21 protein-coding genes and 3 tRNA genes are annotated in these 24062 nt (G+C 34.1%); 23 read left to right on the top strand and 1 reads right to left on the bottom strand.

Annotated features, from left to right (window positions below; genetic code table 11):
• The first annotated feature begins 7 nt into the window (after positions 1-7).
• From EKL97_RS07800 to EKL97_RS07740, 13 genes are all read left to right on the top strand, one after another.
• A tRNA-Ser gene (locus EKL97_RS07800) sits at positions 8-91 on the top strand.
• 13 nt (positions 92-104) lie between these two features.
• Positions 105-179: transfer RNA gene (locus tag EKL97_RS07795), tRNA-Pro, on the top strand.
• A gap of 21 nt (positions 180-200) precedes the next feature.
• Positions 201-274, top strand: a tRNA-Arg gene (locus EKL97_RS07790).
• Between the two features lie 320 nt (positions 275-594).
• On the top strand, positions 595-702 hold the full coding sequence (locus tag EKL97_RS15985; protein WP_255416335.1) for a heavy metal-binding domain-containing protein: 108 nt from the start codon (positions 595-597) through the stop codon (positions 700-702).
• 967 nt (positions 703-1669) lie between these two features.
• Positions 1670-2098 (top strand): hypothetical protein, encoded by a 429-nt coding sequence (locus tag EKL97_RS07780; RefSeq protein ID WP_126568598.1) that lies wholly within the window; start codon positions 1670-1672, stop codon positions 2096-2098.
• Between the two features lie 38 nt (positions 2099-2136).
• On the top strand, positions 2137-2352 hold the full coding sequence (locus EKL97_RS07775; protein ID WP_126515421.1) for a hypothetical protein: 216 nt from the start codon (positions 2137-2139) through the stop codon (positions 2350-2352).
• 71 nt (positions 2353-2423) lie between these two features.
• Complete coding sequence (locus tag EKL97_RS07770; RefSeq protein WP_126462428.1) at positions 2424-3107, top strand: HupE/UreJ family protein; 684 nt, start codon at positions 2424-2426, stop codon at positions 3105-3107.
• A 10-nt stretch (positions 3108-3117) separates the two neighbouring features.
• Positions 3118-3741, top strand: coding sequence for a hypothetical protein (locus EKL97_RS07765; RefSeq protein ID WP_126568597.1), 624 nt, complete (start codon positions 3118-3120; stop codon positions 3739-3741).
• A gap of 29 nt (positions 3742-3770) precedes the next feature.
• On the top strand, positions 3771-8111 hold the full coding sequence (locus tag EKL97_RS07760; protein ID WP_126568596.1) for a CusA/CzcA family heavy metal efflux RND transporter: 4341 nt from the start codon (positions 3771-3773) through the stop codon (positions 8109-8111).
• A gap of 182 nt (positions 8112-8293) precedes the next feature.
• The gene (locus EKL97_RS07755) at positions 8294-9421 is read left to right on the top strand and encodes an efflux RND transporter periplasmic adaptor subunit (protein ID WP_126568595.1); all 1128 of its coding nucleotides are present in this window, start codon (positions 8294-8296) and stop codon (positions 9419-9421) included.
• Between the two features lie 173 nt (positions 9422-9594).
• Positions 9595-10272 carry a response regulator transcription factor gene (locus tag EKL97_RS07750; RefSeq protein WP_126456009.1) on the top strand — a complete coding sequence of 226 codons (678 nt, stop codon included), beginning with the start codon at positions 9595-9597 and terminating at the stop codon, positions 10270-10272.
• Complete coding sequence (locus EKL97_RS07745) at positions 10265-11533, top strand: sensor histidine kinase (RefSeq protein WP_126462413.1); 1269 nt, start codon at positions 10265-10267, stop codon at positions 11531-11533. The genes EKL97_RS07750 and EKL97_RS07745 overlap by 8 nt, the downstream gene beginning before the upstream one ends.
• Positions 11534-11598: 65 nt before the next feature.
• The gene (locus EKL97_RS07740) at positions 11599-14010 is read left to right on the top strand and encodes an outer membrane beta-barrel protein (RefSeq protein WP_126568594.1); all 2412 of its coding nucleotides are present in this window, start codon (positions 11599-11601) and stop codon (positions 14008-14010) included.
• Positions 14011-14157: 147 nt separating this feature from the next.
• On the opposite strand, the gene EKL97_RS07735 is transcribed toward EKL97_RS07740, so the two are convergent.
• Entirely contained in the window at positions 14158-15132 is a 975-nt protein-coding gene (locus EKL97_RS07735; protein ID WP_126561983.1) for a hypothetical protein, read from the bottom strand.
• Between the two features lie 440 nt (positions 15133-15572).
• Here EKL97_RS07735 and sufB point away from each other — a divergent pair, with 440 nt between their 5' ends.
• The 10 genes from sufB (at position 15573) to lipA (ending at position 24042) form a co-directional block, all read left to right on the top strand.
• Complete coding sequence (sufB, locus tag EKL97_RS07730) at positions 15573-17024, top strand: Fe-S cluster assembly protein SufB (RefSeq protein ID WP_126568593.1); 1452 nt, start codon at positions 15573-15575, stop codon at positions 17022-17024.
• A gap of 27 nt (positions 17025-17051) precedes the next feature.
• Positions 17052-17816, top strand: coding sequence for a Fe-S cluster assembly ATPase SufC (gene sufC, locus EKL97_RS07725; protein WP_126568592.1), 765 nt, complete (start codon positions 17052-17054; stop codon positions 17814-17816).
• A 10-nt stretch (positions 17817-17826) separates the two neighbouring features.
• Entirely contained in the window at positions 17827-19191 is a 1365-nt protein-coding gene (gene sufD / locus EKL97_RS07720; RefSeq protein ID WP_126568591.1) for a Fe-S cluster assembly protein SufD, read from the top strand.
• A 20-nt stretch (positions 19192-19211) separates the two neighbouring features.
• Positions 19212-20306: an Mrp/NBP35 family ATP-binding protein gene (locus EKL97_RS07715; protein ID WP_126568590.1), complete on the top strand. Its 1095-nt coding sequence runs from the start codon at positions 19212-19214 to the stop codon at positions 20304-20306.
• A gap of 3 nt (positions 20307-20309) precedes the next feature.
• A complete protein-coding gene (locus EKL97_RS07710) occupies positions 20310-20630 on the top strand; it encodes an iron-sulfur cluster assembly protein (protein WP_126462392.1) in 321 nt (106 codons plus the stop codon).
• 32 nt (positions 20631-20662) lie between these two features.
• Entirely contained in the window at positions 20663-21214 is a 552-nt protein-coding gene (locus EKL97_RS07705) for a BrxA/BrxB family bacilliredoxin (protein WP_126568589.1), read from the top strand.
• Positions 21215-21341: 127 nt separating this feature from the next.
• Entirely contained in the window at positions 21342-21806 is a 465-nt protein-coding gene (locus EKL97_RS07700; protein ID WP_126462386.1) for an RrF2 family transcriptional regulator, read from the top strand.
• Between the two features lie 38 nt (positions 21807-21844).
• Positions 21845-22198 carry a 4Fe-4S binding protein gene (locus EKL97_RS07695; RefSeq protein WP_126462383.1) on the top strand — a complete coding sequence of 118 codons (354 nt, stop codon included), beginning with the start codon at positions 21845-21847 and terminating at the stop codon, positions 22196-22198.
• On the top strand, positions 22195-23136 hold the full coding sequence (locus EKL97_RS07690) for a WD40 repeat domain-containing protein (protein WP_126568588.1): 942 nt from the start codon (positions 22195-22197) through the stop codon (positions 23134-23136). Before EKL97_RS07695 ends, EKL97_RS07690 begins: the two co-directional genes overlap by 4 nt.
• 36 nt (positions 23137-23172) lie before the next feature.
• Positions 23173-24042: a lipoyl synthase gene (lipA, locus tag EKL97_RS07685; RefSeq protein WP_126462377.1), complete on the top strand. Its 870-nt coding sequence runs from the start codon at positions 23173-23175 to the stop codon at positions 24040-24042.
• Positions 24043-24062: the final 20 nt, after the last annotated feature.

Genomic DNA, 24062 nt, shown 5'->3' with positions numbered 1-24062 from the left:
TGAGCTTGGAGGGGTGCCAGAGTGGTAATGGAGCAGTTTGCTAAACTGTCATCGAGCAATCGGTGCCAGGGTTCGAGTCCCTGTCCCTCCGCTTTATTTTTTTTCGGGGTGTAGCGTAGCTCGGTTATCGCGCCTGCTTTGGGAGCAGGAGGCCGCAGGTTCGAATCCTGCCACCCCGACTAGTTTTTTACATGAGCAATGGAGGCATAGCTCAGCTGGATAGAGCACCTGCCTTCTAAGCAGGCGGTCGAAGGTTCGAATCCTTCTGCCTTCACAAAAACCCTTATAAACGTTTGATTTATAAGGGTTTTTTATTTCTAGTTGCCAGTTTAGTTGCCTTTTGTACATGTTGATAACTTTTTACTAGACAAAAAGCCCCGATAACATTTTAGTTTATCGGGGCTTTTTTGATTAATCTGTAAAATCAATTATTATTGCGTCGGGCGGTGTATCTTCTCGGCTGTTGTTTCTTATTACGCTCATTCCGCTATAATGTTTTTTTGATTTGGTAACCAAAAGATATGAAAAAAAGGGCTTACTGTTAAAAGTGGCCCTTTGTCTTGAATTTATTTAGTCGGTTAGTAGTGAAAAAAAATGGAAACTCAAAAAACGTACAACTGCCCAATGCATCCAGAAGTTACGTTGGATAAACCCGGAAAATGTCCCAAATGCGGAATGAATTTAGTGGAGAAAAAAGAGTAAAAATTCTATTAGCAACTAACGGTTCAAAATAAAGTAGTACCCACAAAAGTAGTTACAGGTTCACCAAAAAACACAATACTTTATGGAACTTAAGAATCCAAAAATGATGTGATGTTGCTCCTGGTGTTCCATCATTTCGCTTGAGTTTTTAATACCACATTAAACAGTATCTGTTGATTGGTTGACAGAAAAGATCACAATCTAAAAATCCGTAAAATTGATGCGCCATCATCAAAATTGGCTTAGAAGTTTTGGGGAGTTAAGATTTACTTAATATTTTTTTTAAAATTATTGGTAATCAATAAAATTTATTACTTTTACAATCTTGAAGAAAATAATTACCATATCATTCCTTTTTGTTTTTTTGTGTGCTAACACAGAGATGGGGCAATTATTGAAATTACCGAACTTACTACAACACTTTTCAAATCATCAAAAGGATTACAGTAACCAGAATATTTCATTACTTGATTTCATAGCAATTCATTACAATGATACTCAGCATCATTCTGATCAGGAAAAAGACAACCATCAAAGTTTACCTTTTAAGACTATTAACCAATCTGTTAATACAGCCCTTGCATTTGAAAACCAAACAGAGTTTTCCTTTCGCAAACCAAATACTATTTCTGTAAATAGTACTGTCCCGTTTCCTCCAGAATTTTACAATTCCGATGTTTTTGCATGCATCTGGCTTCCACCCAAATTGAGTTAAATTAATTTTTCAATGCTTAATTAATAATATTGTGAATATTTCTAATTAGGTATTAAAAAGTACTTTGCTATATACTTATAGCGAATGTTTCTTTGTATCAATTTCACTACTATTTTGTATTAAAAAATAAGTTTTTTAGTGAGTTAATGCATCTGAATAACTAGAATCCTTTTTTAGTCGCATACGCTATGAATTGACTTTTTAGTAATGTCGAAGACATGCTCAATTATTCTTAACACTACAACATCTATAATGAAAACAATTAAATCCATTGCAGTTGCGATACTGATAACTATTGCAGGCACAACAATTTCTAATGCACAAGTAAACGAAAATCAATCCAAAACGCCGCACGGTGGAATAATACAAGATTCAGGCGACTACAAAATTGAAAGGGTCGAAAGAGAAAACAATATTAGTTTTTACGTACTGAATGCGAAAGGAAAAACGGTTTCAAATAAAAAAATTACTGGCTTGGCTGTTTTTGAATTTTTTAATAAAACAAAAGCAACGAATCCAGTTTCTTTGGACACCAACAATGCTTTATTTGTACAAGTTCCTAAAGCAAGCATATATGCTTATTGTACCATCACATTACTTGTCAATGGAAAAACAATCTCTTCCAAATTTAAAAATAGCCAAGTTTCTGAACAAGATATTAATCATGGACACCAACATTAATTTTATTATTCTTTATAAACCCAATTAAAATTACAATTATGAAAAATTTTTTAATCGTAGCGACTATCGCAATCGGAATGTTAACTTCTTGCAACAACAAAGCAAATAACGAAACTGAAAACACTGAAAGTCAATCTACTGAAACAGTAGAACAAGTTCAAGTGGTCACAGATTCTACGGATCAAGTAGGTACGGACAGTATTAATCAAGTGGAGCAAGATAAAGTTGACGCGGCTCATGGTCACACGCATTAGTATAATTTAACAGGCTGCTTCTCTTGCGAAAATTTCAGGAGAGAAGTAGTTTTTAAAAGAAAAATAAAATTATGAATTCAAAAAAAATAATATTTCTTGTTATACTTTTTTTTGTCGGCATCACAGGCGTTTTTGCTCATGGTGTAGATGAGAATACGCAAACTTTTTTGTCAGGAAATGATGGCGTTGCTTTTGGCCCATTTCTCTATATTGGTGCAAAACACATGCTTACGGGTTACGATCATCTGCTTTTTTTAGTTGGCGTTATCTTTTTCCTTTATCGTCCGAAAGAAGTGCTACTTTATGTAAGTTTCTTTACAATTGGTCATAGCGCAACATTATTGTTTGGCGTTATGAGTACTATATCAATTAATTCGTATTTAATTGATGCCATTATTGCACTGTCAATAGTGTATAAAGGTTTTGATAATTTAGGTGGTTTCAAGAAATTTTTCGGAAGACAACCCAATACAAAAGCTGCTGTTTTGATTTTCGGATTATTTCATGGTTTCGGGCTTGCCAGCAAATTGCAAGATTTCAAATTTGAAAAAGAAGGATTGTTTACCAATCTGCTTGGATTCAATATTGGTGTCGAAATAGGTCAGTTCATAGCATTAACTTTTGTGCTAATCTTGATTACTTTATGGCGCAGACATTCCAGCTTTATGAAATTTTCAACAATAACAAATACGCTGCTTATGGCTGCTGGATTTGTATTAATAGGATATCAGTTAACGGGTTATTTTACATCTTAAAAATTAAAAAATGTCAGAAATAAATCATCAAATAGTAAATAAAAAACAAATTATCAAAGCAGTTATCTTCGCGTTACTACTTTCTGTACTAATTTTAGTAAGCGCAGTTTTACCTGCCGAATATGGAATGGATCCAATAGGAACAGGCAAACTGTTCGGGTTTAGTAAGCTTTATGTACCAGCGGATGCTGATGATGGATTAGCTACAATAACAAGAAAAACATTCCCATTAATTAAAATGGAAAAAGCAGGTTCTGGACCTGAAGTAGAAAGACCAATCGAAGCAAATAATCCTGCACCTGAAAAACAATATGCAGAAAGAGAAGACACGGTTGAAGTAATCGTACCGGCAGGAAAAGGAATTGAATATAAAATTTATATGCTGAAATATGGCAAAATGAAATACGAATGGACGACTAATAAAGGAATTGTTTATTTTGATTTTCACGGGGAAGTAAAACAAGCTAAAGAAACGAATGACGTTTATTTTGAAAGTTACACGCTTGCCTATTCCAATAATATGGTTGGAACTTTTTATGCTCCGTATGAAGGAAAACACGGTTGGTTTTTCAGAAATAATGAAAAGACAGCCATTACAGTTACAATAAAATTAAAAGGTCAGTATTCAATATAAGTAGTGAACATTCCTTAATATAACAAATTATGCTAAATAAAATTATTGAGTTTTCAATCAAAAACAAACTCATTATTGGACTGTTTATTTTAGCTCTCATCGGATATGGGAGTTATCAATTTACTAAATTACCAATTGATGCCGTTCCTGATATTACAGATAATCAAGTCCAGGTAATTACTTCAGCGCCATCACTGGGTGCGACCGATATTGAAAGACTGATTACTTTTCCAATAGAACAAGCCAATAGTAATATTCCTGGACTGAAAGAAATTCGTAGTTTTTCTCGTTTTGGTTTATCAGTGGTTACCATTGTTTTTAATGATGCAACCGATGTGTACTGGGCAAGACAGCAAGTAACAGAACGATTAAGTGCTGTTAAAGACCAAATTCCCACCGGTATTGGAGATCCAGTTCTTGCACCGGTGACAACAGGACTAGGCGAAATTTATCAATATGCGGTACGAACCAAACCCGGTTATGAAAAAAAATACGATATCACGGAGTTAAGAACCATTCAAGATTGGATTGTTCGCCGGCAGTTATTGAGCGTTGAAGGTGTGGCGGAAGTGAGCAGTTTTGGTGGAAAATTGAAACAATTTGAAATAGCCGTTGACCCAAATAAATTGCAATCCTATAATATCACTATTACAGATGTTTTCACTGCTTTAGAAAAAAACAATCAAAATACGGGTGGTGCTTACATTGAAAAAGGGCCTAAAGTTTTATACATCCGCAGTGAGGGATTAATTAATACTATCGAAAACATAAAAGATATTGCTATTAAAAACACTAATAGCGGTAGTCCTTTGTTTATTCGTGATGTAGCTGAAGTTCGCATTGGTAGTGCTATCCGTTACGGAGCAATGACATTTCACAAAAAAGAGGTTCAATCTGGTGAAGTTTCGGGTGCAGTAGTAATGATGTTAAAAGGAGCCAACAGTAATGTGGTTATTAAAAACATTAAGGATCGTATTGCACAAATTGAAAAAACATTACCCGAAGGTGTTATACTGGAACCTTTTCTAGACCGCACCAAAATGGTAAATAATTCTATTTCGACGGTCGAAAAAAATTTATTAGAAGGTGCATTAATAGTTCTCTTTGTTCTTATTTTCTTTTTAGGAAACATACGAGCAGGATTAATTGTGGCGTCAGTTATCCCTTTGGCAATGTTGATAGCGGTCATATTGATGAACATATTTGGGGTGAGCGGTAATTTAATGAGTTTAGGGGCATTAGATTTTGGATTGATTGTAGATGGTGCTGTTATTATTGTTGAAGCGTGTTTGTTTAGTTTGCACAGCAGGAAAACTGCTCAAATTTCACAACAAGAAATGGATAACACCGTACTAAAAACGTCAATAAAAATGCGTAATGTTTCCGTTTTTGGGGAATTGATTATATTGATCGTATACATTCCCATTTTTACGTTGCGCGGTATCGAAGGGAAAATGTTTTTACCAATGGCACAAACCATTGCATTTGCTCTGTTTGGCGCTTTTATATTGTCATTGACTTATGTTCCGATGATGACCGCTCTATTTTTAAATAAAAAAATATCCCACAAAAAAACTTTTTCAGATAGAATGATGGAAAAATTAGAAAATTTTTATCAACCCATTTTGAACAAAGCATTGGGAATTCCAAAAACAATTATTGCTGTAACATTAGGATTGTTTGTTTTAGCGCTGATTACACTTTCGTTTATGGGTGGTGAATTTATGCCCTCGTTAGAAGAAGGAGATTTTGCAGTAGAAACTAGGGTTTTGCCGGGAAGTAATTTGCAAACTTCAATGACAGCTATTTCACAAGGTGCAAAAATATTAATAGAAAAATTTCCCGAAGTGGAGAAAATTGTAGGCAAAACAGGAAGTAGCGAAGTGCCTACCGATCCAATGCCAATTGATGCAAGCGATATGATGATCATTTTAAAGAACAAAAGTGAATGGACTTCTGCCACAACTTTTGACGAATTATCAGCAAAAATGGCCAAGGAATTGGAAGCTGTTCCTGGAGTTTCCTTTGGTTTTCAATATCCGGTTCAAATGCGTTTTAATGAATTGATGACTGGTGCTAGGCAAGATGTGGTCTGTAAAATATTTGGAGAAAACTTAGATACGTTGGCGTTATACGCCAATAAATTAGGTAAAATTGTAAATACAGTTGAAGGAACTTCAGATCTTTATGTAGAAACCGTTACCGGAATGCCACAAGTAGTAATTGACTACAACAGAGCTTCCATTGCACAATACGGATTAAACATTCAGGATATTAATCGAGTTGTAAATACCGCATTTGCAGGACAAAGCACAGGGGTTGTTTATGAAGGTGAAAAACGATTTGATTTAGTAGTTCGCTTAGAAGGCGAAAAACGTCAGGATTTGGCAGATGTTCAAAATTTATTAATTCCAACGGCAACTGGTTTGCAAATTCCTTTATCTCAATTAGCTAAAGTTGAAATTATCGAAGGACCGAATCAAATACAAAGGGAAGATGCCAAACGTAGAATTGTAGTTGGATTTAATGTACGAGGCCGTGATGTACAAAGTATTGTAAAAGAACTGCAAGGTAAAGTCGAAGCTCAAATAAAATTTCCTGCGGGTTACTATCCTACGTATGGCGGTGCTTTTGAAAACTTAAACGAAGCCAAAAATCGTTTGATGATTGCGGTTCCAGTTTCATTACTATTAATATTTATTTTGCTCTATTTTGCGTTCAATTCCGTAAGACAAGGACTGTTGATTTATTCGGCAATTCCACTATCGGCAATTGGAGGTATTTTCTTTTTAGCATTGCGAGGAATGCCGTTTAGTATCAGTGCCGGAGTTGGTTTTATAGCCTTATTTGGTGTAGCGGTTCTGAATGGATTGGTGTTAATTGCAGAATTCAACAGCATTCGAAAATCGGGGGAAACCGATTTAAAAGCGATTGTTTTGCAAGGAACTAGAATACGATTACGCCCCGTTTTAATGACTGCATTTGTAGCATCATTAGGTTTTTTACCCATGGCATTGAGCAATGGTTCTGGTGCAGAAGTACAAAAACCATTGGCAACTGTTGTCATCGGAGGTCTGTTGGTTGCAACATTTTTAACTCTATTTGTTTTACCAATTTTATATATCATGTTTGAAAAAGGAATTAAATTACAACCCAAAAAGATAAAATCAATTACGACTATCCTGGTATTGGGATTGTTCTTTTCTTTTCAAAGTACCAATGCTCAGGAAAAAATTTCAATAGAGCGCGCGATTGAAACAGCTCTTTTAAACAATATCAAAATTAAAAATGAAAAACTGAATTCAGAGTACTTGCAAATAATGGAAAACACAGGTTATGATATTTCCAACACGGGAATTATAAGCGAATATGGTCAGTTTAACAGCACTGTAAATGATGTGAAAATTGGTGTTTCGCAAAGCATAAAATTCCCAACCGTTTATAAAAGACAGAAACAACTTTTAATAGAAGAAGCCAAAAAAGGACAATGGAACGAAGCTTTGCAAAGAAAGCAATTGACCAGACAGGTAACAATCGTGTTTTACGAAATGATGTATCTAAAAGAAAAGGAAAAGCTGTTGCTAAAAAGCGATAGTATATATTCTGATTTTTTAAGGATCTCAACGCTTCGGTTTGATAAAGGCGAAAGCAATATATTAGAAAAAGCAACCGCTGAAAACCAATCTGGACAAATAAAAATTCAACTTTTGGAATTACAAAGTGATTACAAAATAATTCAATCACAATTCAAGTATTTACTTAATACGGATAAAGACTTTGTCCCAGTTTCAAATAAATTTAAAATGGATTTCATCAAAAATTCAGATACAAATGCTATTAGCAATCAACCCAGTGTGAAATTATTTGAGCAAGAAGTGAATAGCAGTAAAGCAGAAGTTTCACTTGAAAAATCTAAAAAATTACCGGAATTAATTGGTGGTGTTTATTACCAGACTTTCAAAACAAATACTGTATTTCAAGACAGTAATAATGGTGTTTACGGACAATTAGGAGTGGCGCTTCCATTATTTAATACAGCAATAAATAACAGGAAAAAGGCTTTAGAGATAAATACGCAAATAGCCGAAAATAATTTAAATAATGAAAAACTAAAACTGGAAAGCAAGAATCAGGAATTAGTCCAGGAATATAAAAAACACAAAGAAACTATCGCCTATTACGAGAGTCAAGCTTTAAAAAATGTTGATTTAGTAACTAAAGCTGCTAATGATAAATTTATCAATGGTGACATTAATTATATGGAATGGGTAATGCTTATTAATCAAGGTACCGAAATTCAAAGCAGATACATCGAAGCAGTTAAAAAATTAAACACCGCTGTTATTGAAATCAATGCTTTAACTAATTAAAATAGTTTAATTATGAAAGGAGCATGATCGTAATTGGAGTCGCAAGCGCCAATGATGATATGCGAATTACATATGACTGGACTTGCTAACTTTACCCGCATAAAAAGTTAAGAATAAAAACCTTAATTTTAAATTATGAAAAAGAATCGAAAATTCACAAATACCAAAATAAAAATACTATCATGATTAAAAATACAATTATTACAATATTGGCAATAGTATTCCTTTCTTCTTGTGGAAACAAGAAAACGGAAAGCGAAACCGAAGCTAATCCAACTATCGAAAACACGACAACTCTTACCGATGCACAAATAAAAAATGCAGGTATTGAAACTGGAAAAATCACACAAAAACAAATTTCATCTACCTTAAAATTAAATGGTAAAATAGATGTGCCGCCTCAAAGCTTAGTTTCCATTAGTGTTCCAATGGGCGGTTATTTAAAATACACCAAATTGTTAGAAGGAATGCATGTTACCAAAGGGCAGGTTTTGTGCGTTGTAGAAGACCAACAATACATTCAACTGCAGGAAGATTACCTTTTGGCGAAAGCAAAAATTGGGTATGCAAAAGCCGAATTTGAAAGACAAAAAGAACTCAACCAAAGCAAAGCCAGCAGCGATAAAGTGTATCAACAAGCACAATCAGAATACAACTCACTATTTGTAATGGTGCAATCGTATGGCGAGAAATTAAAATTTGCGGGGATAAATCCGAATAATGTTTCAACAAAAAACATTTCAAAAAGCATCAATGTATACTCGCCAATAAGTGGTTATGTAGCTAAGGTCAATGTAAATATTGGCAAGTATGTAAACCCGAGCGATGTTTTATTCGAGATTGTAAATCCATCGGATATTCATTTGGCCTTAACCGTATTTGAAAAAGACATCAATAAATTGGCTATTGGTCAATCGGTATTGGCTTATACTAATACCAATCCCGAGAAAAAATATCCTTGCCAAATTATTTTGATAGGTAAAGATTTTTCAGAAAACCACAGCACTGAAATACACTGCCATTTTATAAATTATGATAAAACACTTTTACCGGGCATGTATATGAATGCCGAAATAGAATTAAAAAGTCAGCAATCAAATGTACTGCCATCTGATGCTATTGTAAATTATGAAAACAAGAATTATATTTTTGTTGCCAAACAAAACAAACAACTTGAAATGAAAGAAGTCACAATAGGAGCTACAGAAAATGAATTCACTGAAATTCTTTCAGACGATTTAAAAGACGAAAGAATTGTTATCAAAGGAGCTTATGCACTTTTAATGAAAATGAAAAATGTAGAAGAATAAAAAACATAAATTTACAGTAATGACAGAAAATAATTTTTAAAATCAATCACGCTGTCTGATGTAGCTGCATTAGTTGTCAGAATTTTATAAGTGAATAACTCAGTTAAATTTAGAAAAAACAATTTAATACCTAAATTCAAATTTCATTCAAAATTGAATTGTTAATTTGCAATATGAAAATTCTAATCATCGAAGACGAAATCGATATTGCGAACAGCATAAAAAGTTATCTAAAAACAAATGATATTCATTGCGAAACCGCAAGCACGTATCAAACGGCTTTAGACAAAATTATTATGTATGATTATGATTGTATTTTAGTAGATCTAATGCTTCCGGGTGGTGATGGATTTAGCATTTTGAAGAAATTGAAAATACTAAACAAATCAGAGGGGATTATTATAATTTCGGCTAAAGAAACGTTAGAGACCAAAATCGAGGGATTCAATCTTGGAGCAGATGATTATTTGACGAAACCCTTTCATCTTTCAGAGTTGTTGGTCAGAATTCAGGCCTTGGTTAGAAGAAAAAAATACGACGGAAACAATAAAATTGAATTCAATGAAATAGAAATTGATACTTTAGCAAAATCGGTAAAAATTGGAGAGAAGAAAATAGAATGCACCAAGAAAGAAATTGATTTATTATTGTTTTTAATTGGAAATAAAAACAAGGTTTTGTCTAAAAGTGCCATAGCTGAACACCTTTCAGGTGATATGGCGGACATGCTGGACAATCATGATTTTGTTTATGCCCACATCAAGAATTTGAAAAAAAAGCTAAACGATGCCGGAAGCAATGATTACATAAAATCAGTTTACGGAATTGGTTACAAATGGAACAATGAATAAAAAATTATTACATACTACTCTAAAATATTATGTTTTATTTTCTTTAATAGTGATGCTTTCAGCAGCGCCATTATTCTTTTATATAACTCAATTACTGTATCTACATGAAACAGATGAAGCCTTGCTACTTCAAAAAGAGGAATTCGAGTTATTGTATGCGCCGCAATTACAAGACAAGGATGTTGCAGTTTGGAATAAATGGAATAGGGATATAAAAATAGAGAAAGTTCAGAAAATAATTTCTAGAGACACACTATTCAGCAATAGTTATTATAATAATTTGGATAAAGAAAACGAACCCTATCGGGTGCTCAATGCTCCAGTTACAATTAATAATAAACACTACCTTTTTTCTGCCAGAATAAACCTAGTTGACAATAAGGATTTTATTGTCAGTATTTTAATGGTGTTTACCATCATTATTTTAATTCTTTTATTTGGATTATTTATCATTACTAAAAGGCTATCTCTTAGGCTTTGGAAACCATTTTATGACACTCTTGAGCAAATTGAGAAATTTGAAATCGATAAAAGTTCTCATCCAAAATTAGTTGTAAATACTATTGAGGAATTCAATCGACTCAATCAGGCAATAAATAAATTGATTGAAAAAAACACACGCATTTATAAAAGCCAAAAAGAATTTATTGAGAACGCGGCACACGAATTGCAAACACCAATTGCTATTTTTAAAGGAAAATTGGAAACATTATTGCAAAGAGACGATGTATCGGAAGAACAATTTGAAATACTGGATAAATTAAATGATACAACAACAAGGCTCAACCGATTAAATAAAAACCTGTTGCTTTTATCAAAAATAGAAAGCAAACAATATAACATTCCTGAAGAGGTTCTTTTGAATGAGGTTATCACAAATCAATTAGATTTTTTTAACGAACAGGCATTAGCAAAAAATATAAGCATCAACACAGATTTAGAAGCGGATACATTCGTTCAAACGAACATGTTTTTATCTGAAGTTTTGATCAGTAATTTGTTTCTGAATGCAATTAATCATAATGTGGCTAATGGAAGCATAAATGTTGTATTGCATAAGAATGCTTTAGTTTTTTCCAATACGGGTATATTAAAATCGCTCGAAACAGATAAATTATTTGAACGTTTTTCTAAAGTAAATCCATCCTCGAAAGGGAACGGTTTGGGTTTATCAATAATTAATAAAATTGTAGAGAACAACAATTGGGAAGTTATTTATAGTTACAAAGATAAGTTACACATTTTCGAAATTCAATTCTAAAATTCAATATTTCTTCAAACTCCAATCGCAATTTTGTCGTTTAAATAAAGAATAAAAATTAAGATATGCCAATAAAAACAATATTATTAGTATCATTTCTAATACTATCAATTTCAGATTTATTAGGACAAAACAAAGCGGTCACACTATCCGGAATTACAAAAGATAAAACATCAAAAGAGACTTTGCTTTATGTAAATGTACTCTTGAAAAACACAAAGGATAACGTTTTGATTACGGGAACTGTTACCAATGAAGAGGGTAGGTTTTCATTTTCGAATGTAGTTCCTGGAAATTACTTTCTAGAGTTTACACTTGATGGATACAAAACAAAAAACCAACCTATTTATGTAGGTTCACTTTCTGAATTTCTAGATGAGGGAAGCATTGAATTGGAAGATAATGCTACTATTTTAAATGAAGTTGTGGTCGTTTCAAAGGAAGAACTTATTAATCAGAAAATGGACAAAAAAACCTTCTCTGTGGCAGATAATATCAGTCAGAGTGGTGGTTCTGTTTTACAAACAATGCAAAATTTGCCTGGTGTTTCCGTGCAAGACGGGAAAGTACAAATTAGAGGCAATGATAAAGTCACCGTTTTAATTGACGGAAAACAAACCGCATTAACAGGGTTTGGAAACCAATCGGGCTTAGATAATATACCCGCATCTGCGATAGAAAAAATAGAAATCATTAACAATCCTTCTGCAAAATACGATGCCAACGGAAACGCTGGAATTATCAATATTATTTACAAGAAAAACAAAAAAGAGGGATTCAACGGAAAAGTGGGTTTTACCTCTGGATTGGGTGCGCTGTGGGAAAGAAAAGAAAATTTACCAACTATTCGTCCGCAATACTCATTAACACCAAAAATTAATCCGACGTTATCACTTAATTATCGTAAAAACAAAATCAATGCTTTTTTTCAGGGTGATTATCTTTATACAGAAACACTCAATAAAAATGAGTTTGTAATGCGAACCTACACTGATGGAACTATTATTAATCAACAAACCAAAAGAAATCGGAATACGCACTTTACTACTTTAAAAACTGGAATTGACTGGAATATTAATGACCGAAATTCATTAACCGTTTCTGGTCTGTTTGGAACCGAAAAAATCATTGACAATGGAGATCAGCCCTTTTTCAATGAAAATTATTCGGAACGATTGCGACTGTGGCAATTTTTGGAAGATGAATTAAAAACCACCGCTATAGCTACTGCGGCATACCAGCACAAGTTTAAAGAAGCAGGACGGTTATTAAATATTGGTTTAAATTATACTTTTCACAGAGAGGATGAAAAATATTTTTTTGACAATATTTTGCCAACCTACACCGGAAAAGATGCTTTCAAATTGTTATCAGAGGAGAAAGTAGCCGACTTTAATATTGATTATATCAAACCCTTAAAATACGGTAGATTTGAAACCGGTTTTAAATTCAGAAAAAGGGATATTCCAACTAATATGCAGTTCTTTCCCGGCGCAAATTCTCCCATAGATAGCGGTGCTGGCGGTCAAGCAACTTACAAAGAAATTATTCCGGCCGTGTACGGAAATTATATTTTTGAAAACAATAAAATTGAGGTAGAACTGGGTTTGCGAGTAGAATATGTCGATTTGCAATACAATATCAATCCGGATCATAATACCTATAAAAGTGACGGGTACAACTACACCCAACCTTTTCCAAATGTGCGATTGGCATACAAAATTGATGACAGCAATAAAATATCATTATTTTACAATCGTAGAGTAGACAGGCCAAATGAAGTCGATATTAGAATATTTCCAAAATACGATGATGCAGAAATAATAAAGGTTGGGAATCCTGCACTTCGTCCGCAGTTCACCAATTTGTTAGAACTGGGTTATAAAACGAACTTAAAAAAAGGATATTTCTATTCGGCAGTGTACCACCGTTTTGCAAATGCTACCATTACTCGAATAGCATCGACAGTTCCAGACAGCAATTTAATCTATGCTATTTTCCAAAATGCAAATAAAAGTTTCAATACAGGGATTGAAATGATCTTTTCACAAGAGATTGCAAAATGGTACTCGTTTAACTTCAACTTAATTGCGTATCACAATCAAATTAATGCTTTTGCTGTTGAAAATAAATATCCAATTCCCAATACTTTTTCGGCAGAGAAGCAAGACATTTTTTCTGGAAATATTAAATGGAACAATATCTTGCACTTATCCAAAAAAGTGGATGCTCAAGTAACCGCTATATATTTGGCGCCAGATATTATTCCGCAAGGAAAAATTGCTTCTCGATTTTCAATTGATTTAGGGATTAAAAAATCAGTCCAAAATGGCAAAGGAGAATTCTTTCTAAATGCAACCGACATTTTAAATACATTAGTAATCAGGAAACAAATTCAAGGTCTGAATTTTAATTATAACAGCACTGACTATAATGAAACACAGGTAGTTCGATTAGGTTATAATTATAAATTTTAACTCAAATAAGAAAATTACCGGAAATCCCGATTGTATTTTAGATAATGAGAATTTGTGCAACTACTTTAGAGAAACAGCTGAAAACTTACTTTTAATGGCATTAAATATTGGTTATGCGTTGGCTAACTAATTTTTGCTGTTAAGCCGTTAAAATGGTAAGTCAATAGATTCTGGATTAATAAAATCTTTGGTATACGGATTTTCAAGAAAGCTAAGTGGCGGCATTTGAAATTTAAGAATATCCTCTTTTTCAATACCGTAAACCTGCCAATAATTGGATAGCAATTGGGCATATATATCCTCATCCCAAAATCCGAAATGAGGTTGCTTACCAGCCGTTTCAACTTCTATAGCAATCCCATTGTCTTGGTTTTCAATTTTGTATTCAGGTTTGTACTGTAATATATAATCTGAATAATGAAACCTAGCGTACAACTCTTCAAACTGGATGGGATGTAAAACATGACCTTCCATTTTATCGAGAATCTCTTTTTGCTTCTCCCCAATTACGCCGTTATCTTGTAAACATGCAATAAAACCAAATTCATTGACTCCAAATGAGAACATTAAATTAACTGCATCGTTGCGATAGCTAAAAATATCGGCAGAATATTTAAGTGGAAATACGGCGATGCTCCATGGTTTTTTTCCAACGAAGGAAATCGGTTCTATTAAGGATTGTAGCATTAAATGGAAGTAACCAAAGCGTTTCCTGAGAGTGACGGAAATCTCAAAATCTTCACCTTGCCTTAGCAGCCTGTCTCTTTCATAAAGCATTTCGTAGTATAGCATACCATAGACCATTCTGCCTGTCCATTGAAAAAGCAACTCTTGATCGAGTGACGCCATGCCTTCAAAACCTTTTTTATACGCAGCCTCAACTTTTACATCCAGCTCCTCAAAAGCTGTTTTCACTTCGGAAGAACACGGTAATTTAAGATCTGAATAATTATAAGATTTGGTTTTATCCATCATCTCAATTCTTTCATTACCTAATTTAAAATGATCCATCAGCCATACTGGAAAAACGGTCATGTTTTCATTTGTCAAAGCTCCTGAAAGAAAGCAAAAATGTTCGTCAAAATTCAAATCCTTAAAAGGATTAAAAAGCGTATGTGTCATCAATATTCAGAAATATTAAGTTTTAATTTTTTTCCAAATGTAGCCATAAATTATTATTTTCTTTGCCTAATTTATATAGAATGAAAAATCTCAAATTTTGGACAGTACCGTAAAACCTTCGTTTAAATGCAGATTTTAACAATGTTGATTATTACGACCCAGAGTTTTCAGCCCAGCTTTTCCTAAAATAGGTAAGGCTGCAATATATCCATTTTGAAATCCAAATCCCACTCCTCTATATATATAGTTTATACCAAAAAATGGATGAATATTCAAATAAAGTAGCTATTCTTATGTTGCCTAAAAAACCAAATAAACTCATATTTATAGTCACGTAATATTATTATACTTTTTAGTATAAATTAATTTATACTTTTTAGTACATAATAAATAACTTCGTTTATCTTTGCAGAGAAGATTTAAATTTAATAGCTAAAATCATGAGCAAAGAAGCGTCCACAGAAACTCTTGAAGATTACACCAAGAGTGATTACAAATATGGATTTACCAGTAATATTGATACTGAACTTATTCCAAAAGGTTTAAATGAAGATACTATTCGATTAATATCTTTTAAAAAAGAGGAGCCGAAATGGCTACTTGACTGGCGTTTAGAAGCATTTAGGCATTGGGAGACCCTAACAGAACCCAAATGGCCGAATGTGAAATATCCACCAGTAAATTATCAGGACATCATTTATTATGCTGCTCCAAAACAAAAAAAAATACTCAACAGCTTGGATGAAGCAGATCCTGAATTATTGAAAACGTTTGAGAAATTAGGTATTTCAATAGGAGAACAAAAACGATTAACAGGTGTTGCCGTTGATATCGTAATTGACAGTGTATCTGTGATAACTACCTTCAAAGAAGAATTATCCAAATTAGGAATTATCTTTTGCTCGTTTGGTGATGCCGTAAAAGAACATCCTGAGCTAATAAAAAAATATTTAGGAATGGTTGTTCCTTCTACTGATAATTTTTATGCTGCACTTAATTCCGCCGTGTTCACAGATGGTTCGTTTTGTTACATTCCAAAAGGGGTTAGGTGTCCGATGGAACTTTCAACTTACTTCCGTATCAATGCCGAGGGATCAGGCCAATTTGAAAGAACATTAATTGTGGCCGAAGCAGGCAGTTATGTTAGCTATTTGGAAGGATGCACTGCTCCTACAAGAGATGAAAATCAATTGCATGCTGCAGTGGTTGAACTCATAGCGTTTGACGATGCTCAAATCAAATATTCCACTATCCAAAACTGGTATCCGGGAGATAAAGACGGAAAAGGAGGCATTTATAACTTCGTAACTAAAAGAGGATTGTGCGCAGGTGTAAGATCAAAAATCAGTTGGACACAAGTAGAAGCAGGTTCTTCCATTACTTGGAAATATCCAAGTTGCATTTTAAAAGGTGACTATTCAACGGGTGAGTTTTATTCTGTTGCAGTTACAAATAATTTACAACAAGCGGATACAGGAACTAAGATGTGGCATATTGGTAAAAACACCAGCAGTACTATTATTTCCAAAGGTATCTCAGCAGGTCAAAGCAATAACTCGTACAGAGGTTTGGTTAAAGTAGGAAAAAATGCGGAAAATGCTAAGAATTTTTCACAATGTGATTCCTTATTAATGGGAGATAAATGTGGTGCGCATACTTTCCCTTATCTCGAAATTGACAATGATACAGCTCAAATTGAACACGAAGCCACAACTTCTAAAGTAGGTGAAGATCAACTTTATTACTGTATGCAAAGAGGATTAAAAATGGAGGATGCCATTAATCTTATTGTTAATGGGTATTGCAAGGATGTGTTTAAAGAATTACCAATGGAATTTGCAGTGGAAGCACAAAAATTGCTTGCTGTAAGTTTAGAAGGTAGTGTTGGATAAAATAATTAAATAAAAAAAACAGAACTCATGTTAATAATAAAAAATTTACACGCAGAAATTGAAGGAAAAAAAATATTGAATGGTATTAACCTTCAAATAAATGCTGGCGAAGTACACGCTATAATGGGACCAAACGGTGGTGGTAAAAGTACGCTGGCACACGTTTTAGCAGGTCGAGAAGGGTATGAAATTACTGAGGGCAGTGTTACCTATATGGGAAAAGACCTCCTCGAATTATCAGTTGATGAACGTGCCAAGGAAGGTATATTTCAGGCATTTCAATATCCGATAGAAATACCAGGCGTAAGTACTGCAAACTTTCTTAAACATACTATTAATGCAGTTAGAAAACATCAGGAAAAGCCGGATTTGAGTGCAACGGAAATGCTAAAATATATTAAAGAGAAGGCGAAAATGGTGGAGATGGAAGATGGTTTTTTAAGCCGTTCTCTAAATCAAGGCTTTTCGGGCGGAGAAAAAAAACGCAATGAAATTTTACAAATGGCTGTATTAAAACCAAGACTTGCCGTGTTGGATGAAACTGATTCAGGGCTTGATATTGATGCGCTTAAAATAGTTGCCAATGGTGTTAATCAACTAAAAACAAAGGACAATGCTTTTATAGTAATTACACACTACCAACGTTTACTCGATTACATTATCCCTGATTTTGTGCATGTGTTATACAATGGACAAATCGTTAAATCGGGCGACAAAAATTTAGCATTACAGCTGGAAGAAAAGGGATACGACTGGATTAAAGAAGAAGTAGCAACATTAACAATATCTTAAAAAGATAAGCATGAAAATTCAAAATACACCAGATAAAAATGATAACAGGGGAAAGTTTATTGAACTATTCCGTCTTTATGAAAATTCATTAAATGGACAGAAAAATAATGTAATGCATAGTCTCCAGAAAGTTGCTATTCAACGATTTGGCAATAACGTAGATTTTCCAACCAGAAGAAATGAGGATTGGAAATATACCAATGTTGCCGAGTTACTTCAGCTAACATACCAGCAGCCAAAACTGGTTGACATTACAACAGAAGATATTAAGCCTTTTCTTTTTGAAGGGTTGGATGCATACCTGCTAGTTTTTGTGAACGGTAAATACAATAAATTACTTTCATCAAAAGATGAATTATCGCAAAAAATCATAGTGCAGGATATTCCTTCTAGTTTGAGAGAAGATAGGCTTACAAAAGAAACGGTTTCTGAATACCTGTCGAAATGGGCAATTAAAGAAATGAATTCCTTCGTTGTATTAAATACTGCCTTCGCTCACAATGGAATTTATATTTATGTGCCTGATGGATTAGTGCTGGATCGCCCTGTTCATATACTAAATATAGCACATACAGAAGAAGAGCCAACAGTTATCAGTCCGCAAAAAATAATCGTAGCCGGAGAAAATAGTAAATTAACGGTTATTGAAACGTATCATCATCTCACTAATTCCCAACAAACGTATTTCACGAATACGGTTACACAGTTGGTTCTAAAAAGAAATGCGATTGTTGATCATTATAGAATTCAAGATGAAGGTGAGAATGCATTTTTTATCAATAATACAGAAGTTGAGCAGCTGCGTGATAGTACCTACAGCTCTTATGTAGTTGATTTGGGCGGAAAATTAGTAAGGAACAACCTAAGCTCCATTTTAAAGGATAGTGGAACAATGACTAATTTTTATGGACTTTATGTTGGTATAAATAAGCAGCATATAGACAACCAAACTTTTATAGACCATGCGTATCCGAATTGTAACAGCAACGAATTGTACAAAGGAATTCTTGCAGATAAAGCTAAAGGAGTATTTAATGGTAAAATAATAGTACGACCCGATGCTCAAAAAACAAATGCTTTTCAGAAAAACCATAGCCTTGTATTATCAAAAACCGCCTCGATGAATAGCAAACCCCAGTTGGAAATTTTTGCGGATGATGTTAAATGCAGTCACGGGGCAACCATTGGACAATTAAATAAAGAGGCATTATATTATATGCGTTCCAGAGGCTTATCTGAAAAAGAAGCTATATCAGTTTTAAAACAAGCTTTTTTAACAGAAATAACGGAGTTAATTAAAATTGAACCTGTAAGGGAAAAAGTAGAACAGCTGCTTGTTGATAAATTTAAGCAATTTACGGAAACAAACAATTAACTATTAAATTGATAAATGACATGCCTGAAATAACTAAAGAGGATATTCTAAAAATACTGACTAACGTCGTTGAGCCTGACCTCAAGAGAAGTATTGTTGAATTAGGATTAGTGAATGATATTCATGTTGAAGGGAACATCATCAGCTTTATCGTTAAGATTAGCAGCCCTACTATGAATAGTAAAAAGATAGTAAAAGAGGCTTGTATGGATAGCCTTTTGCAAGCATTAGGTACGGATATTAAGGTGGATATAGATATGCAAGCCCTACCTGGTTTTAAGGATAGAGCTCCTGAACTTAGAACAATATTGCCTGGTGTTAAACATATTATTGCTATTGCCTCCGGGAAAGGTGGTGTAGGTAAATCTACCGTTTCCGCCAATCTTGCAGTGGGATTAAGCCAATTAGGTGCAAAAGTGGGCTTATTAGATGCCGATATTTATGGGCCATCAATGCCACTTATGTTTGACTTAGTGAATAGAAAGCCTGAAGTTTCAAATGATTCTGGTCGAAATCTAATAGAACCAATTGTATCTCATGGAGTAGGAGTTTTATCTATTGGTTTTTTTACGGAAGCATCGCAGGCACTTCCATGGCGTGGACCTATGGTTTCCAAAGCCCTTATTCAATTATTTCAGGATGCCGATTGGGGTAATTTAGATTATCTGCTTGTGGATCTTCCGCCAGGCACAGGTGATATTCATCTTACGCTGGTAGATAAAATTCCGCTTACAGGTACTATTGTAGTTAGTACACCACAAGAAGTAGCTTTGGCTGATGCCAGAAAAGGTATCGATATGTTCAGGATGCCAATGGTTAATGTTCCGGTGCTTGGATTGGTTGAAAATATGGCATACTATATACCGGAAGGTAATCCTGATAAAAAAGATTACATATTTGGAAAGGATGGTGCAAAAAAATTATCAGAAGAAATGAATGTTCCACTATTGGGTCAAATCCCTTTAATAACAAGAATACGGGAGGCAGGAGACATTGGAGTGCCTGCAGCATTAAATGAAAATACGATTGAAAGTAAAATATTTAAAGACTTAGCCCTAAAAGTAATGGAATGCGTAAAAGACATTAAAGCTGAAAGACTAACAACTAACAATTAAAAAATGGAAATAGCAGCTAAAATAGCATTGGAAATAAAAGTCATAGAGGTTCTAACAACCTGTTTTGACCCAGAAATACCTACCAATATTTATGATTTAGGATTGGTATATGGAATCAACATTGATGATGAAGCCAATGTGCATACCATAATGACACTAACCTCCCCTTCATGTCCGGTAGCGGGAACACTTCCTCCAGAAGTGGAAGAAAAGATTAGGAATATTCCTGGAGTTAGCAGCTCTAATGTAGAAGTAACTTGGGATCCCGCTTGGTCAAAAGACATGATGAGCGAGACGGCTAAATTTGAAACTGGAATGATGTAAATTAAACAATAACAAAATTAATCATTAAAAAAATGGAACAATCTAATTTAACCAAAATCACGCAACAACCCAGCTATGATGCCGTTTATGTTCAGCCCATGAGAGAGGAACTAACAACTGTAGGTTGCAAAGAATTATTAACCCCTGAAGATGTAGATAAGGCATTAGACAGAAATGATGACAAAACGATACTTGTTGTAATCAACTCTGTATGCGGTTGTTCGGCAGGTAGTGGACGACCAGGAGTAATGATGGCGTTGCAAAACAGTATTATCCCTGATGAGCTTTACACGCTGTTTGGTGGAATGGAAAAAGATGCAATTGACTGGTACAGGAATAAATATCTTGCAAATCATCACACCTCTTCACCCCACATTGCCCTTTTTAGAAATGGTGAGCCAGTTGCAATTTTTAAACGTTCCGATATTGACGGACATACAGCAGAAAGTATTGCCAGCCAATTGGTAGTTATTTTTAACAACGAATGCAGTAATACAGGGCCGTCAATTTCTGCAAAAGATTTTGAAAATATTACTCAAGGCAAATACGGTTGTTATACTGATTTAGGTAAGGATAAAAACTAAATAGTTTGTGTCTATTTAGTTTGTGTTTATGGTTTATAATAAATTTGCAATAGTAAGCTACTTTTTTATTTGCGAACTTTGTCTGTAATAGTAAATTAAATACACAAACTAATTAAATAATACAATTATGAAAATAACAGCTCAGGTAGAATATGGATTAAGAATAATGGTAAGGATAACCCGATGCACAGATGAGAAAGGACTAAGCATTCGTCAGCTAAGTGAAGCAGAAGGATTATCTATTAACTATGTTGCTAAATTAACCCGACTACTTCGCATAAAGGGATTAATTAACAGTACAAGAGGCCACATGGGCGGATATGTACTCGCAAAACCTGCTGCTTCCATAACAATAAATGATACATTGAAAGCTTTGGGTGGAAGGTTTTTCGATAAAAAATTCTGTGATAGTCATGCAGGAATACTTGCGTTATGCACTAATTCTGTAGATTGTTCCATCCGTTCGCTTTGGTCAATGATGCAGGCTACACTGGATAAATTACTAGATAAGGTAACTATGGCAGACATGATGAAAAATGAAAAAGATGTTTCTGGAGTGTTACAAAATATTATAGAAGGAAGCGCTAAATAAATTATTAAATTAAATCTTGATTACTAAAATTCATTACTATGGCAATAATGATAACAGAGGAGTGTATAAATTGTGGAGCATGCGAGCCTGAATGCCCCAATAATGCAATTTATGAAGGTGGTGATGAATGGAGATATGCAGACGGCACCGCACTCAAAGGCTTTTACACAGGACAAAATTCAGGTAATACCGTTGATGTTGATACTCCCAATACGCCTGTTTCTATGGATTTTTATTATATCGTAACTGATAAATGTACCGAGTGTGTCGGTTTTCATGATGAACCACAATGTGCCGCAGTTTGTCCGGTAGATTGCTGCGTAGATGATCCGGATTACAGAGAAACAATAGAAGAATTACTACACAAAAAAGAATTTATGCATCTTATATGATAACTGCACTTACAAAAATACAAATAGAAAAAACAGGTCAATTTAATGGACACGGAGGTGCTATTTACACATTAGAATTTGCTCATGAAGCTCATCTTTTTTACTCTGGCAGCAGTGATAACCTTGTGGTAGAATGGAATATGAAAGACCAGGAACAAAACAAAGTTGTTGCGAAATTACCTGCCAAAGCCATGGCATTGAAATATGTTCCCGATAGAAATATATTACTTATTGGTCAGTCATTAGGAGGTATTCATGTTATTGACTTAAAAGAAAATAAGGAAATAAAACTATTACAGCTTCATAAGGAATACATTTTTGATATCCAATATTTACCAGAAACAGAATGCTTTTGGGTTTTAGCTGGTGACGGTACACTTTCAGTTTGGTCAATCAATGATTTCTCATTGATAACAGCTCTAAAACTTTGTGATAAAAATATCCGTAGCATCGATTTTAATATTATTTTGAAAGAAGCAGCTATTGGATGCGGTGATGGGTCTATTCGAATTTTTGATTTTGAAACCTATGAAGAAAAGAAAATCCTTAAGGGGCATCTTGATGATTTTTCGGTAAATACAGTACGCTATCATCCAAACGGGAAATACCTTTTGTCTGGTTCTAGAGATGCCTATTTGAATGTATGGGATATTGAAAACGATTATGCGTTGATCCATCATATTCCCGCCCATAATTACGCTATTTACAGCATCGTTTTCAGTCCTGATAAAAAGTTTTTTGCTACGGGTAGCAGAGATAAAACAATTAAAATATGGGATGCAGAAAACTTTGAACTACCCTATCGAATAGATAAGTCTCAACACGGAGGCCATACCCATTCGGTAAATAAACTTTTATGGAGTGATTTTAATAATTATTTGATTTCAACCGGTGATGATAAAACTATCATGCTATGGGGAATTATAATACCAATGTAATAAAATAAAAAATTAATATTGGTTAAAATTTAGATTATGTCAGAAATAATTGAAGAAGAAAGTAAATATACTAAAAAGCCAGATTGGCTTCGTGTAAAACTACCCACAGGAAAAGAATATGCCGAAGTAAGACAAATAGTATCCGAACATAAACTACATACGATATGTGAAAGCGGCAGTTGTCCTAACATGGGCGAATGTTGGGGAAATGGAACGGCTACCTTTATGATATTGGGGAATACCTGTACAAGATCCTGCGGATTTTGTAATGTACATACTGGTAAACCTCTGCCTGCTGATCCGGAGGAACCTAAAATGGTAGCCGAATCTATTCGCCTAATGAAGTTGAAACATGCCGTAATAACTTCGGTTGATAGAGATGACTTGAAAGATGGTGGTTCTATGATATGGGAAGAAACCGTAAATGAAGTAAGAAAAGCATGCCCGGGAATTACCATGGAAACGCTTATTGGGGATTTTCAGGGTAAATGGGAAAATCTCCAACGAATTATTAATGCGCATCCCGAAATAGTTTCACATAATCTTGAAACCGTACGCAGATTAACGAAAGAAGTTAGGGTACAGGCAAAGTATGACAGAAGCCTAGAGGTTCTCAAAAGATTAAAGGAAGCAGGGATGAAAACTAAATCAGGTATCATGTTGGGTTTAGGTGAAACAGAAGAAGAAATATATGAAACTATGGACGACTTGAGAAGCGTTGGTGTTGATATATTAACTATTGGCCAGTATATGCAGCCTACTAAAAACCATTTACTCGTTATAGAATTTATTAAGCCAGAAATATTTGCAAAGTATAAAGAAATAGGCATGAACAAGGGTTTTCGTTTTGTTGAAAGCGGACCATTAATAAGATCATCTTATCATGCAGAAAGACACTTGTTTTAATAAATAAAATAGATTTAATA

It is taken from the genome of Flavobacterium sp. LS1P28, assembly GCF_003970335.1.
GTDB lineage: Bacteria > Bacteroidota > Bacteroidia > Flavobacteriales > Flavobacteriaceae > Flavobacterium.
The sequence above is the reverse complement of the archived record's forward strand: the minus strand, read 5'-3'. Positions and strand labels throughout refer to the sequence as shown.

Coding starts and splice junctions, on each gene's coding strand:
- EKL97_RS15985 (WP_255416335.1), top strand. CDS start 595: ATGGAAACTCAAAAAACGTACAACTGCCCAATGCATCCAGAAGTTACG.
- EKL97_RS07780 (WP_126568598.1), top strand. CDS start 1,670: ATGAAAACAATTAAATCCATTGCAGTTGCGATACTGATAACTATTGCA.
- EKL97_RS07775 (WP_126515421.1), top strand. CDS start 2,137: ATGAAAAATTTTTTAATCGTAGCGACTATCGCAATCGGAATGTTAACT.
- EKL97_RS07770 (WP_126462428.1), top strand. CDS start 2,424: ATGAATTCAAAAAAAATAATATTTCTTGTTATACTTTTTTTTGTCGGC.
- EKL97_RS07765 (WP_126568597.1), top strand. CDS start 3,118: ATGTCAGAAATAAATCATCAAATAGTAAATAAAAAACAAATTATCAAA.
- EKL97_RS07760 (WP_126568596.1), top strand. CDS start 3,771: ATGCTAAATAAAATTATTGAGTTTTCAATCAAAAACAAACTCATTATT.
- EKL97_RS07755 (WP_126568595.1), top strand. CDS start 8,294: ATGATTAAAAATACAATTATTACAATATTGGCAATAGTATTCCTTTCT.
- EKL97_RS07750 (WP_126456009.1), top strand. CDS start 9,595: ATGAAAATTCTAATCATCGAAGACGAAATCGATATTGCGAACAGCATA.
- EKL97_RS07745 (WP_126462413.1), top strand. CDS start 10,265: ATGAATAAAAAATTATTACATACTACTCTAAAATATTATGTTTTATTT.
- EKL97_RS07740 (WP_126568594.1), top strand. CDS start 11,599: ATGCCAATAAAAACAATATTATTAGTATCATTTCTAATACTATCAATT.
- EKL97_RS07735 (WP_126561983.1), bottom strand. CDS start 15,132: ATGACACATACGCTTTTTAATCCTTTTAAGGATTTGAATTTTGACGAA.
- sufB (WP_126568593.1), top strand. CDS start 15,573: ATGAGCAAAGAAGCGTCCACAGAAACTCTTGAAGATTACACCAAGAGT.
- sufC (WP_126568592.1), top strand. CDS start 17,052: ATGTTAATAATAAAAAATTTACACGCAGAAATTGAAGGAAAAAAAATA.
- sufD (WP_126568591.1), top strand. CDS start 17,827: ATGAAAATTCAAAATACACCAGATAAAAATGATAACAGGGGAAAGTTT.
- EKL97_RS07715 (WP_126568590.1), top strand. CDS start 19,212: ATGCCTGAAATAACTAAAGAGGATATTCTAAAAATACTGACTAACGTC.
- EKL97_RS07710 (WP_126462392.1), top strand. CDS start 20,310: ATGGAAATAGCAGCTAAAATAGCATTGGAAATAAAAGTCATAGAGGTT.
- EKL97_RS07705 (WP_126568589.1), top strand. CDS start 20,663: ATGGAACAATCTAATTTAACCAAAATCACGCAACAACCCAGCTATGAT.
- EKL97_RS07700 (WP_126462386.1), top strand. CDS start 21,342: ATGAAAATAACAGCTCAGGTAGAATATGGATTAAGAATAATGGTAAGG.
- EKL97_RS07695 (WP_126462383.1), top strand. CDS start 21,845: ATGGCAATAATGATAACAGAGGAGTGTATAAATTGTGGAGCATGCGAG.
- EKL97_RS07690 (WP_126568588.1), top strand. CDS start 22,195: ATGATAACTGCACTTACAAAAATACAAATAGAAAAAACAGGTCAATTT.
- lipA (WP_126462377.1), top strand. CDS start 23,173: ATGTCAGAAATAATTGAAGAAGAAAGTAAATATACTAAAAAGCCAGAT.